Origin of the sequence: Pseudoclavibacter sp. RFBJ3, assembly GCF_002931375.1 — a bacterium.
GTDB lineage: Bacteria > Actinomycetota > Actinomycetes > Actinomycetales > Microbacteriaceae > Pseudoclavibacter.
In genome coordinates, this window is sequence record NZ_PSXZ01000030.1 from 1 (window position 1) to 12,429 (window position 12,429).

The following is a 12,429-nucleotide window of genomic DNA, read 5'->3' on the forward strand; positions in this document are numbered from 1 at the left end:
CGCGAAGACCGAGCTGCTGCGCATCGACGCCGACACCACCCTGCGCGAGTTCAGCAAGGAAGTGCGCTGGAACCAGGCCTACTACCGCCTCGCGCAGGGACTGTAGACCCGGCGGTTCTCGACCGACCCCGGTGCCGCCGCGCCACGTTCGCGGCGGCGCCGAACGACGACCACGAGGTGGCGCCGCTCTTGTTCGGAGAGGGCCAACGGCGCCACCCCGTGGCACCTCCCGTCGCTCGCCGCGATCGCGCTACGGGTGCAGCGAGGCGTCCGCCGGCGTCGTCCGCCACGCGGTGAAGTGCACCACCAAGCCGCTCCGCGACGGCGCGCAGCAGAACGGGCCGGCCGCGACGCGCGCATCGGCAGCCAGCGGTGCCACTCGAACGAGGCGCCACGGCTCGGCGTCCACCCGGGCGCGGATGGTGACGGCGTTGCCCTCCCGGCTCGCGCGCACCGTGACACGGTGGCCACCCCACTCGGGCACTGGAGCCAGCGACCAATCCGACTCGGACCTGGTGACCACGGCCCCCAGCTGCTCCTGCCCGTCGCTCAGCTCGATGCCGGCCTTGATCCAGGTCTCGTCGTCGACCTTGAGGAAGATCCCCGCCTGGTCGAACTGCTCGGTGAAGTCCACGACGAACTCCACCTCGACGGCGGAATCCTGCTCGAACGGACGCAGCAGCGCGTGCTCGGTGTCGTGGATGAACCCGTAGGACGTGGTGCGCCACGCGTCGCTGCCCTCGACGGCGGTGACGCGGAGCCCGTCCTCGCTCGCCTCCGCGGCAACCGGCTCGTTGGTCCAGTGACCGTCACCCCATGGGATGCTCGTCGCGTTCAGTTCCGTCATCATCGACTCCGTTCGGCTCGGCTCGGTTCGGTTCGGGGCGGCACGCGCAGCCCAGGTCGAGCGTGCGTGCCATCAGGTCGTTCCTCAGCCCATCATCGCTGTCGAGCGCACTGCCCTGCCAGACCGCTCCCGTTACTCCGTCCACACCCCTTCGCGCGGAATCACGAGCGGCGTGCCGGTCTCGGGGTCGTCGATGATGCGGCAGGGCAGCGAGAAGACGTCCTCGACGAGCTCTGCGGTGAGCACCTCGCCCGGTTTGCCCTGGGCGACGATCTCGCCGTCGCGCATGACCACGAGGTGCGTCGCGAAACGGGCCGCCTGGTTGAGGTCGTGCAGTACGGCGACCAGCGTGCGCCCCTCGCCGCGGAGCCGCCGGAACAGCTCGAGCAGCTCGTACTGGTGGGAGATGTCGAGGAACGTCGTGGGCTCGTCGAGCAGCAGCACGGGTGCTTCCTGCGCGAGCGCCATCGCGACCCACACACGCTGCCGCTGACCGCCGGACAGCTCGTCCACGAACCGCGACGACAGCGCATCCACACGCGTCGCGGCCATCGCATCGGTGACGGCGCGCTCGTCGGCCTCCGACCAGCGGTCGAACATGCCCTGGTGCGGGAACCGGCCCCGCGCGACGAGGTCGGCGACCCGGATGCCCTCAGGGGCGAGCGACGTCTGTGGCAGCAGGCCGAGGCGCTTCGCGACGTCCTTCGTCTTGAGTGTGAAGATGTCGCTGCCATCGAGCAGCACGCTGCCGTCGCTCGGTTTGAGGAGCCGGGCGAGGGCCTTCAGCAGCGTCGACTTGCCGCACGCGTTCGGCCCGATGATGACGGTGAACGAATGCGCCGGCACCTCGAAGTCGAGGCCCTCGATGATGGGCTGCGCGTCGTAGCCGACGTGCACGGAGGTGGCCTTGAGCTCAGCCGCGACCAGGCCCGTCGCAGGGCCTGCCAGGCTCGCTGTATCCGCTTCGATCGTCATCACTGACGTCCCTTCTTCGTGGTCTGCTCGTGCACGAGCAGCCAGGCGAGGTAGATGCCGCCGACGCAGACGGTGAGCACGCCGACGGGGAGGTCGACGATCTGCGCGACGAGGTCGGCGGAGACGAGGAGGAGCGCGCCCACGAGCGCCGACGGCAGGAGCTGCAGGCTTGCACCCTTGGTCAGCCGGCGCGCGATCTGCGGGGCGGCGAGCGAGATGAACGAGATGGGTCCGGCCGCTGCCGTGACGAGCGCCGTCAGCGCGACCCCGACGAGGGTCGAGAAGGCGCGCGTGCGGTTCGCATGCACGCCGAGCGACAGGGCCGCGTCGTCGCCCACCTCGAGCGCCGCGAGCGGACGCCCGAGGACCCCGCATCCCACGACCAGCGCGGCGAAGATGAGCGTCGCCGGCAGCAGCTGCGCGTAGCCGAGCGCGCTCAGCGAGCCGGAGCCCCAGACGGCGGCGAGCATCGCCTGCTCCTGGCTGACCCGCATCATCATGAGCGCGTTGAGCGACGCGAGCATGGCGCTCGCGCCGATGCCCACGATGATGAGCCGGAACGGACGGAGTCCCTTCCGGTAGGCGAGCAGGTAGACGGCCGCCGCGACGACGGCCCCGCCGAGCAGGGCCCCCGCTCCGATGGCGTAGTACGAGGTCGAGCCGATCCAGAGCATCACGATGATCGCGCCCGTATAGGAGCCCGTCGAGAAGCCGATGATGTCAGGCGACCCGAGCGGGTTGCGGGTGATCGACTGGAAGATCGCGCCGCTTGCGCCGAGCGCGAGGCCGGCCAGCACGGCGAACAGGAACCGCGGGAGGCGCCACTCGAACACGACGAGCCGGTGCGCCCTCGATGCATCCGAATCGAAGAGCGCCGTCAGCACCTCCCAGGGCGAGAGGGCGAGCGTGCCGTAGCCGAGCGAGACGACGCCGAGCGCCAGCACGGCGACGACGATCGCGCCGCACACGACGACCGCGCGGCGGCGGTGGAGGTTGGAGAAGCGGCCGAAGCGCACGGCGTAGGTGCGGTCGCCGAAGTCGATGCCCCGAGCAGCAGTTGCGGCGACGGCGGTTCTCTCACGTGTCGCGGTCATAGTCCGCTCACCTTCTTGCGGCGCACGAGGCCGATGAGCACGGGGGCTCCGATGATCGCGGTCACGAGCCCCACCCGCAGCTCTCCGGACGGCAGCACGATGCGGCCGAGGATGTCGGCGGCCAGCAGCAGGATGGGCGACATGACGATCGACATGACGATGATCCAGCGCTGGTCGGGCCCGACGAACCAGCGCACGACGTGCGGCACCATGAGGCCGACGAAGCCGATCGGGCCGGCGATCGCGACGGCGGTGCCGGCGAGCAGCGTCACGGCGATGACCACGAGCACTCGGGTCGAGCGGATGCGCACCCCGAGCGAGGCTGCGAGCTCGTCACCCAGCGACAGCGCGTTGAGGGAGCGGGCGCAGAACAGCGCGAGCAGCACCCCGACGATGATGAGGGGCAGGCACGTGAGCACCACGTCCATCGACCTCCCGCCGATGGACCCGACCCCCCAGAACCGGGTCACGTTGAGGGCGTCGATGTTCTTCAGCACGATGGCCGAGGTGAAGCCGCCGAGCACGGCGCTGATCGCAACGCCCGCGAGCGTGAGGGTGAGGGGCGTCGCCTTGCCGCCGCCGACCGAGCCCATGGCGTAGACGAGCATGGTCGCGAGGAACGCCCCGATGAGCGCGAACCACACGTACTGGCCGGGGGCGGTGAAGCCGAAGAGGCCGACCGCGAGCGTCACGACGAAGCTCGCGCCGGCATTGACGCCGAGGATGCCGGGGTCGGCGAGCGGGTTGCGGGTGAACGCCTGGATGAGAGCGCCGCACAGCCCGAGCGCGGGCCCGACGACAAGCCCCACGAGGGTCCGCGGGATGCGCAGGTCGAGCACCATGACGTGCTCTTCGGTGGCGCGCGAGCCGAGCAGGCCCTCCCAGACCACCTCGGGCGAGATGGCTCGCGCGCCGACGAAGATGCTCAGCACGACCGTGCCGACGAGCACCGCGAGGGCGATGACAAGCGCGAGGGTGCGCTTGGCGTTGCTGCTCGCCAGGCCGCTCCCGCTCGGGTCCCGGGGGTTCGAGCGAGCCGCCCCGGCCCTCGCGCCCGCCGTGCTGATCGTCGCCACGGCGCTGCTAGAGGCCGACCGAGGCGTAGATGCGGAAGACCTCGTCCATGCGGGTCTCCTCATCCATCTCCGGTTCGCCGTCGCCGGTCTCGCCGTAGAGGTCCGTGATCTGCTGCTTGGTCGACTCGTCGAGCGCCTCCCACTTGGCCGACCAGGCCTCGACCTCGTAGGTCCAGTAGCCGACGACCTTGTACGCGGAGCCGGGGAGGCCGAGGGTGTGGCGGAGGTGGCTGCGCACCTCTCGTGTGACGCGCGTCTCGCCGGCCACCCACACGTAGACGCTGCCGTCGTTCGGGATGTCGAGGCGGCGCACGGCCTCGACGAGGCGGCTCGGCCGGTGGCCGTTGCCGGAGCCGCGCACCCAGTGCGCCGCCTTGAGCTCGACCGACGGGAGCAGCTCGTAGCCCGCATCCCGGATCTCGCAGACGATCTCCGTCTCGACGTGTGGCGTCAGCTCGGCGATGCGCAGCGCGGCAGGCAGGGCCGGCTCGTCGCAGATGAGCACCTGCTTGGCGACACCCTCTGGCAGCGCGTACAGGTCGCGCGGCGGGTTGATGCCGAGCACGTAGCCGGGCTTCGCGCCGAGCACCCACGTGCTCGCGATCCCGCCATCGTGCACGACGAAGTCGATGTCGATCTCACCAGGCCGGTGGTCGCGGATCGTGTACGTGCGCATCTGCGATGGCTCGACACCCTCCTCGTAGTCCCAGCCGCGCCCGGAGACGAACGGCAGGCGCGGCTCGAGGTGCGCCTCGTCGGGGAAGAAGAGACGCACGTACTCGTCACCGATCCCCGTCGTGGGGTAGTCGAGCAGGTCGTCGCCGCCGAACGTGACCCGCAGCATCCCGGGGCCAAGCTGCCGCACGCCCGTCACGACGGCGCGGTGGATGCGCTCGACGTAGCCGCTTCCTGCTGTCTCAGACTCGGTTGCGGATTCGGTTCCGGCTTTGGTGAGGGCGGTCATTCCGCGCCTCCGACTCCGTTGCCGTCGATGGCGGAGTTCAGCATGGGAACGAACTCGTCGATGGCCCACGGGATGGAGAGGGGCGTGGGTGCGTTGGTCGCCATGGCGAGCGGCTCGCTCTCGAGGAACAGGTAGTGGCCGGTGGCGATGGGCTCCCACAGCTTGAACGTGGGGTGGTTGAGCGTGTAGTCGAGCTCTTCCTGGCTGTTCGACCAGGCGACGAAGATGTCGGCGGGGATGGTGTCGAGTTCCTCGAGGCTCACGGCGCCGTACCAGTTGTCGCCCTCGACGGTGCCGAGCACCGTGTCCATGGCCGGGGTGTTCTTGAGGCCCAGCTCGGTGAGGAACTGCACCCGCAGGTCGCTCGGGATGTAGATGCCGGCCTCCGTCGCCCCATCGCTGAGGGTGAGCCCGTACGCGAAGGTCGTGTCGGCGAACCGCGGGTTCTCTTCCTTGACGGTGTCGAGCTGGCCCTGCGTCTCGGCGATGATCTCGTCGGCCTTCGCGGGCTGTCCGAGGCTGTCGCCGACGATCTCGACGAGCGACTGCCACGACTCGGAGGCCCACGGCTTCTCGGGGTACGCGACCGTCGGGGCGATCTCGGAGAGGCGGTTGTACTCGACCTCGGTGAGGCCGGAGTGCGGGGCCAGGATCACGTCGGGCTCGAGCGTGAGGATCTGCTCGAAGTCGAGCTCGTTCGCGTCGTTGTAGCTCAGGATCTCCGGCATGGTGCCGCCGAGCTCCTCGACCTCGGCGCGGAACCAGGGCGAATAGCCTTCCTCGTCGCCGCCCCACGTCTCGGGAATCCCGACCGGCACGGTGCCGAACGCCGCGACGACGTCCTGCGTCGCCCAGCCGATCGTCACGACCCGCTCCGGTGCCTCCGAGATCGTGGTCTCGCCGAAGGCGTGGGTCATCGTGACGGGCAGGGCGCCCTCCTCGGCCGCCGTCGCTGTCACTCCGTCAGCCGCTTCGGCGTCACCGGATGCGCAGCCCGCGAGCGCGAGGACCGCGACGGTGGCCGCGGCGAGCGCTCCGGTCCAGCGGCCGTGCGCCGAGCGTCGCGGCGCGAGACGGGATGAGGTGGACAAGCGACGGGTGACAGCCGAGGTCAAGGTGGCTCCATTCGACAGAAGTGCAGACGCTAGAGGTAAGGCTTACCTCAGAACACACCGAGCTTACGGAGGCGGCGTATCGCTTCGCGGTCACTCGGCATCGCATTCCTGCCACCTCGGGCGTCGCGCGGGTGCCCTCTCGCCGCGCTACTCTTCGAAGGTGAATCAAGACGAGCTGTTCGGGGGGCTGCTCGCCATCTTCGTGCTCGCGGTCATCGCGATCGGTGCGATCGTCGTCTTCGGCGACCTCAGCATCCGCCCCCGCCCGAGGCGCCTCCCGCTGTGGCAGTACACGCACCGCGTCATCGGCAGGGACCAGCCGTTCGTCACCTCGAGCGGGTCATTCCCGGCGAACGAGCAGCGCCTCTGGGAACTGTGGGTCGAGAGTCACAAGCCCGGGAAGCTCGTCGCCGTTCCCGTCGATGAGCAGGCGTCCACCCCGGTCGCCGTGCCCGCCGGAGGCGACACCGGTAGCGGAGACGAGACCGGGGCCAGGGACGAGACCGGGGACGACGGTTCGCCAGCCAAGCCGGCAGAACCAGCGGAGACGCGTCAGCTGCGGGTCTCCAGGGTTTCCCGTGAGCTTCGCTCCGTGTATCCGCTGGCCCTGGTGGGCTTCAACGCCTACTTCGAGGACTACGAGAAGAGCGAGTTCCCCGTCGGCCTCATCGTGCGCGGCAGCGATGGCGTCGCGATGATGACCCTCACCGCGGACGACGTCGTCGCGTTCGATGAGCGGGGGCGCAGGCTCTGGTCGAGCCGCTGGGAGCGCCTCATCTTCTCCAACGCCCACGACCTGCTCCTGTACAACGGGCACACGCAGATCCGCATCGACGACGAAGACCAGCGCGACCTCGTCGAGGCGCTTGTCGTCAAGTACGGCCGACTCGAGCAGATGCACTTCCTGCCGGGCCCCCTGCGCCGCGACACCGAAGACTGACGTCGAGCCGGTCCACTCCTGGCACTCGCCTCGCCCCGCCGCACGTCCGCCCCGCCCCGCCAGCAGTCCGCCCAGCCCCGGCGCACCAGTCGTCGCCTCCCCCGCCAATAGTCAGTTTCGGGATGGCTTTCACGCCTGCGGATGGGTTGCAACCCATCCCGAGGCGAGCAACCCACCCCGAGACCTGGAGCTTGCGCGAGACACCGCGGAGAATCGAGCGGAAACCTGGGGCTAGAGCGAAACGCAGAGCAGCGCAGCAGCGCCGGAACGCCGGAACGCAGGAACGCCGGAGCGCAGGAACGCCGCTGCGCCGCGTCTCCGAACCTGGGGTCCGTTTCGGGATGGCTTCCACGCCTGCGGATGGGTTGCAACCCATCCCGAGGCGAGCAACCCACCCCGAAACCTGGAGCTTGCGCGAGACGCAGTGCCCGGACGGGCCGGGCGAGCTACGGCCGCCAGTCGCTGGGCTTCGACCCCATGGCGCGTCGGAAGGCTGCGCTGAACGCACTGGTCGTGGCGTAGCCGACGCGCCCGGCGACGGTGCCGACGGGCAGGTCGTCAGCGAGCATCCGCGCCGCCGCCGCCATGCGCACCATGGTGCGCCAGTGCGAGAACGTCATGCCGACCTCTGCCGCGAAGATGCGGGCGATCGTGCGCACGCTGAGCGACAGCTGCCACGCCCACGCTTCGACGCCTCGATCGTCGGCGGGGTCGCTGAGGACTCGGCGCACGAGTGGCTCGAGGCGCTCGTCGCGGGGCACGGGAACGGTCTCGACGTAGCTCGTCGCCGCGGGCAGGAGCTCGATGACGACGGCCTGCGCGCGGAGACGCTGATCGGTCTCCATGGGTGACTCGGCGAGGTGCAGCAGCAGCTCGCGGAACGCGGCGCCCAGCTGCACGGTGCCGACGGCGTGCCAGTCGGGGGCGACCTCGCTCGTGAAGTACGTGCAGCACCCGACCGACGACGCGTCGACCTCCATGGTGTGGGGCGTGAAGGGCGGCACCCAGATGCCCTGGCCGACGGCGAGCGTGCGCAGGGCACCCTCGACGAGCACCACCACGCTCCCCCGCGATGGCCACATGATCATGCCCTCCGGGTGCACGTGCGGCACCCGGTCTCCGAGGTTCGGGCCGTCGAGCACGGCCGTGGTGAGGAGGAAGGGTGCGGGAATGCCGACCGGACGGACCTCGAGGGTCGATGGTGCGGGGCTGAGCTCGAGCGCCTGGAACACGGTGCATCTCCTGGTTGTCCGGAACGCAACAGAAGTTGGCCGAACGCATCACTAACGGGACTTAGGTGAACCTTACTATCGACTGATGCCCCGTGAGAACCCCAGAACCCCGACCCCCGCATCCGTCATGTGGGACGCGCTCTTCGCGTCAGGGCGCAGCTGGAAGCTCACCCTCGCGACGCTCGGCTACATCGTGCACGAGGCCGCGGAAGCGCTTGTCCCCGTCCTCGTGGGCGTCATCATCGACCGGGCCATCGTCACGAACGACGCCGCCCAGCTCGCACTCTGGCTGGGCATCCTCCTCGCGAACTTCCTCGTGCTCTCCTTCTCGTATCGTTGGGCGGCGAGGCTCATGGTGCGCGTCTACGGGCACGGCGAACTCGAACTGCGGCGCTCGCTCCTGACCCGCGTCCTGCACCCGAACGGCGTGACGAGCCGCCGCAGTCCCGGCGAGCTGCTGCAGATCACGACCTCGGACAGCTACCGGGTCGCGGGCGTCTCCTGGTCGGTCGTGCAGCAGGGCGCGAGCACCGCCGCGATCCTCGTCTCGTCGGCGGCGCTGCTCGCGATCTCGGTGCCTCTGGGCGTCGGCGTCCTCGCGGCCTCCGTGCTGATCCTCGTCGGGATGCACGCGGCCTCGAAGCCCATCGAAGCCCGCGGCGCTCGCGAGCAGGCGTCCGCGAGCGCGGCAAGCGACGTGGCGACCGACCTCGTCGCGGGACTGCGCATCATCCGCGGCATCCGCGCCCAGCCGCAAGCCACCCGCCGGTACCTCGACGCGAGCGCCGAAGCGAAGACCGGTGCGATCGCGTCCAACCGCGGCATCCAGCGCTACCTCGCCGTGAGCGGCATCGCGTCTGGCGCGTTCCTGGCCGCTCTCGCCTTCTCGGCCGCATCTCTCGCCACCCTCGGGCAGATCACGCTCGGCGAGCTCGTCGCCGTCGTCGGGCTCGGCCAGTACCTGCAGGGCTCCCTCGCGCACGTCGGCACGTTCGCGTCGAACTGGCTGCACAAGCGCGCATCCGCGGTACGCATCGTCGCGGTGCTCAGCGAGGAGCACGCGGTGCCCGTCGAGGACACGCACGTCGGCGGCGTGGGCCTGGCCGAGGCCGTCCGTTCCACCCACAATGCCCCCGCGGCCTTCACGTGGCGGGCGCCCGACGGCACCAACATCGACGTGGCCCCCGGCTCGCTCGTCGGCCTCCGCCCGGCAACCCCGGCAGCCGCCCGCGCGCTCGCCGCCACGCTCGCCTACCGGGTTCCCCTCGAGGCCGGCGAGGTGACCGTGGCCGGGCTGGACGCCCACACCATCGGACCGGACGCCTACCGACACCTCGTCTTCGCGCCTCCCCACGACGCGACGGTCTTCTCGGCGACGCTCCACGAGAACCTGCTCGTGGATGCGGATGCGGATGGCGTCGACGGAGCGGGTGCGGGTGTGGGTGCGGGCGCGGATACCGGAGCAGGCCCCGGAATCGACCCGGATCTCGAGTCGGCCGCGGAACGCGCCGCCCTCACCGAGGTCACCGCACTGGGCTGGCACCGCCAGCTCGGCGAGCGCGGCAGGCGTCTCTCCGGCGGACAGCGTCAGCGTGTCCTCCTGGCCCGCGCGTTCGCAAGCGAGGCACGGGTCCTGGTACTCGACGAGCCGGCCTCCGCGCTCGACCCGGCAACCGAGGCGCGCATCGCGGACTCCCTCCGCGCGCACCCCACGACCACCGTGCTCGTCACTCGCAGCCCCCTCCTGCTCGCTGCCTGCGACCGCGTCATCGACGTCGAGGCGCACTCGCCCTGCGGCACGGGCGACGCTCGACCGGCCGAAACTCGACGGCCCGAAACGCCGAACGCATCCACCGCCGCAGGCGCGGTCACGCAGACCCGGCCCGAGATTCAGAACGAGACACAGGCCCAGCGCGACACCGACCCCGACACCCCAGCCACGAGCCCCGACGAGGAGCTGGCACGCCGATGAGCCACGACGCACCGCAAGCAGCAACAGCAACAGCCCCATCCACCGCCACGCTCCTCCCCATCGCGTCGGGCCGCGAGACGGCGCGCGCCACCGCCGACCGGCTGCGCGCATCCCGTCCTCGGATCTTCGCCGTGATCCTGCTGCTCCTCGGCGGTTCCTCGTCGACGCTCCTCGTCCCGCGGCTCCTGGGCTGGCTCGTCGACCTCGTGACCGGCAGCGCGGGTGTGCAGGCGCTGGTGCTGCCCGGAGTCCTGCTGCTCGTCGTGACGTCCGTCTCTGCGCTGCTCGCCTACGCGGGCATCCGCCTCCTCGTGGCGCTCGTGCAGGAGCTCGTGAGCGGGCTTCGCGAGGACGCGATGAGCTTCGTCCTGGGCATGCGGGCCGGTCAGGCCGAGAGCTCTGACTCGTCGGACATCGTCTCGCGCGTGACCGGCGACGTCGAGTCGGTCACCGAGGCCGCCTCCGGCGTGCTGCCAGCGGTGACGCAGTCGTCGTTCATGATCGTGCTGTCGCTCGCCGGGATCGCCGCCATCAACCCGTGGCTCGGGCTCGCGGCGCTCGTCGCCGTGCCCGTGCAGGTACTCGCGACGAGGTCGTTCATCCGCCGCTCCCGCCCCGTGTACACGGAGATGCGGGTCGCCGAGGCGGAGCGCGGGCAGGTCATCATCGAGGGGGTCAGCGGGGCGGACACGATCCGCGCCCACCGCAGGCAACGCCGCCAGCTCGCCGAGGTGGATGCGCGCAGCCTGCGTTCCATCGACCTGCAGTACGAGGCGGCGCGCATCCGCACGACGTTCTTCGCCCACCTCAACACGGGCGAGTACCTTGGCGTCGCGGCGATCCTCACCGTGAGCTTCTGGCTCGTGCACGCGGGCATGGTGTCCATCGGCGGCGCGACGGCGGCGGCCCTCTACTTCCTCGCCCTGTTCGGCCCCATCGGCTCGCTGCTCTCGAGCATCGACGAGCTGCAGCTCGCCGGGGTCGGCCTCGCGAGGCTCGTCGGTGTCGTCGGCGCGCGCGACCACGACGGACGGGGCGAATCGGGGGCGCTCCGCGGAGGCGGAGACGAAGCGGGGGAAGACGGGGCGGCTGAAGACGGAGACGAAGACGGCGCGGGCGTCGCCGCGGACTCCCCCGCGATCGTCGTCGAATCGGTCGATTTCAGCTACGACGGGCAGCGGATGCAGCTCGCTGACGTGAGCCTGCGGGTCGCGCCGGGCGAACGGGTGGCGCTGGTCGGGGAGAGCGGATCGGGGAAAAGCACCCTCGCGCAGCTCATCGTCGGGGCGTTCGATCCGACGGGCGGCAGCGTGACGGTGCATGGGCGGCCCGCGGCATCACGCGAGCGGGACACGAACGTCGTGCTCGTCACGCAGGAGATCCACGTGTTCGCGGCGACGATCGCCGAGAACCTGCGGCTCGGGGCACCGTCCGCGAGCGCCGAGGACCTCGCGGCGGCGGTGCGGGCGGTGGGGGCAGACTGGCTGCTCGAGTTGGATGCGGGGCTCGACACGCGGGTGGGCGCATCCGGTCTCGCCCTCGATGGCGCCGCCGCGCAGCAGCTCGCGCTCGCGCGGGTGCTGCTGCGCGACCCGGCCATCGTGGTGCTCGACGAGGCGACGGCTGAGGGCGGAGGCGACGACCCGCTCGGCCTCGACGCGGCCCTGACGGCCGCGACGCGCGGGCGCACCTCGGTGGTCGTCGCGCATCGGCTGTCGCAGGCCCGCGTCGCCGACCGCATCGTCGTCATGCAGCGTGGACGCATCGTCGAGCAGGGCAGTCACGGCGAACTGCTCCGCCTCCGCGGCGAGTACGCCCGCCTGTGGGGCGCATGGGAAGGCGCAGCGGCGGAAGCCTCCGCCCCATCCACGCTCTCCCTCCCTGCCCGCACGCAGCCGGAGTGACCGGACGCAGCAAGAATGAGCAAGAAGCAGGCTCCCGGCGCCGCGCGCCTGCATCTCGGTGACCTCTGCGCCCCGGGTTCACGCCCGGCGCGCCGACTCCATCCCGCACAGCTCCCGCTGATCGCCGCTCGCCATCCATCCGCTCCCCGCCGCTTCCCTATCCTTCCTTCCCAACCCATCCGCCCGTCCCCCGCCAGCAACTCCACAAGAATGAGCAAGATGCAGGCTCCCGGCGCCGCGCGCCTGCATCTCGGTGACCTCTGCGCGAGAGCTGGCACTGCTCCCGCTCCCCGACCACCCCCCCCTGCCT

General features: G+C 70.8%; 10 protein-coding genes. 3 read left to right on the forward strand and 7 right to left on the reverse strand.

The window, feature by feature from the left end; all coding sequences use genetic code 11:
* Positions 1–250: 250 nt before the first annotated feature.
* The 6 genes from C5E07_RS18645 to C5E07_RS18670 form a co-directional block, all read right to left on the reverse strand.
* Entirely contained in the window at positions 251–847 is a 597-nt protein-coding gene (locus C5E07_RS18645) for a DUF1349 domain-containing protein (RefSeq protein ID WP_104301537.1), read from the reverse strand.
* A gap of 132 nt (positions 848–979) precedes the next feature.
* Complete coding sequence (locus C5E07_RS18650) at positions 980–1,822, reverse strand: ABC transporter ATP-binding protein (RefSeq protein ID WP_104239947.1); 843 nt, start codon at positions 1,820–1,822, stop codon at positions 980–982.
* Positions 1,822–2,916, reverse strand: coding sequence for an iron chelate uptake ABC transporter family permease subunit (locus C5E07_RS18655; protein ID WP_104301540.1), 1,095 nt, complete (start codon positions 2,914–2,916; stop codon positions 1,822–1,824). The genes C5E07_RS18650 and C5E07_RS18655 overlap by 1 nt, the downstream gene beginning before the upstream one ends.
* Positions 2,913–3,992 carry an iron ABC transporter permease gene (locus tag C5E07_RS18660; protein ID WP_258064056.1) on the reverse strand — a complete coding sequence of 360 codons (1,080 nt, stop codon included), beginning with the start codon at positions 3,990–3,992 and terminating at the stop codon, positions 2,913–2,915. Before C5E07_RS18660 ends, C5E07_RS18655 begins: the two co-directional genes overlap by 4 nt.
* Before the next feature lie 7 nt (positions 3,993–3,999).
* On the reverse strand, positions 4,000–4,956 hold the full coding sequence (locus tag C5E07_RS18665; RefSeq protein ID WP_104301544.1) for a siderophore-interacting protein: 957 nt from the start codon (positions 4,954–4,956) through the stop codon (positions 4,000–4,002).
* On the reverse strand, positions 4,953–6,071 hold the full coding sequence (locus tag C5E07_RS18670) for an ABC transporter substrate-binding protein (RefSeq protein WP_219820141.1): 1,119 nt from the start codon (positions 6,069–6,071) through the stop codon (positions 4,953–4,955). Before C5E07_RS18670 ends, C5E07_RS18665 begins: the two co-directional genes overlap by 4 nt.
* A 160-nt stretch (positions 6,072–6,231) precedes the next feature.
* Between C5E07_RS18670 and C5E07_RS18675 the strand changes: the two genes are divergently transcribed.
* Positions 6,232–7,011: a hypothetical protein gene (locus C5E07_RS18675; RefSeq protein ID WP_104301548.1), complete on the forward strand. Its 780-nt coding sequence runs from the start codon at positions 6,232–6,234 to the stop codon at positions 7,009–7,011.
* 446 nt (positions 7,012–7,457) lie between these two features.
* Here the strand turns inward: C5E07_RS18675 and C5E07_RS18680 are convergent, their stop codons facing one another.
* Positions 7,458–8,243 carry an AraC family transcriptional regulator gene (locus tag C5E07_RS18680; protein ID WP_104244546.1) on the reverse strand — a complete coding sequence of 262 codons (786 nt, stop codon included), beginning with the start codon at positions 8,241–8,243 and terminating at the stop codon, positions 7,458–7,460.
* Positions 8,244–8,328: 85 nt separating this feature from the next.
* Between C5E07_RS18680 and C5E07_RS18685 the strand changes: the two genes are divergently transcribed.
* Together C5E07_RS18685 and C5E07_RS18690 are read left to right on the forward strand one after the other, a co-directional pair.
* Entirely contained in the window at positions 8,329–10,215 is a 1,887-nt protein-coding gene (locus C5E07_RS18685) for an ABC transporter ATP-binding protein (protein ID WP_104301550.1), read from the forward strand.
* Positions 10,212–12,119 (forward strand): ABC transporter ATP-binding protein, encoded by a 1,908-nt coding sequence (locus C5E07_RS18690; RefSeq protein WP_104301552.1) that lies wholly within the window; start codon positions 10,212–10,214, stop codon positions 12,117–12,119. Before C5E07_RS18685 ends, C5E07_RS18690 begins: the two co-directional genes overlap by 4 nt.
* The last annotated feature ends 310 nt before the right edge of the window (positions 12,120–12,429 follow it).

What these genes read in the sequence shown, in the direction of transcription:
- C5E07_RS18655 (WP_104301540.1), bottom strand. Translation starts at nt 2,916, where the DNA reads ATGACCGCGACACGTGAGAGAACCGCCGTCGCCGCAACTGCTGCTCGG.
- C5E07_RS18645 (WP_104301537.1), bottom strand. Translation starts at nt 847, where the DNA reads ATGACGGAACTGAACGCGACGAGCATCCCATGGGGTGACGGTCACTGG.
- C5E07_RS18665 (WP_104301544.1), bottom strand. Translation starts at nt 4,956, where the DNA reads ATGACCGCCCTCACCAAAGCCGGAACCGAATCCGCAACCGAGTCTGAG.
- C5E07_RS18690 (WP_104301552.1), top strand. Translation starts at nt 10,212, where the DNA reads ATGAGCCACGACGCACCGCAAGCAGCAACAGCAACAGCCCCATCCACC.
- C5E07_RS18650 (WP_104239947.1), bottom strand. Translation starts at nt 1,822, where the DNA reads ATGACGATCGAAGCGGATACAGCGAGCCTGGCAGGCCCTGCGACGGGC.
- C5E07_RS18685 (WP_104301550.1), top strand. Translation starts at nt 8,329, where the DNA reads ATGCCCCGTGAGAACCCCAGAACCCCGACCCCCGCATCCGTCATGTGG.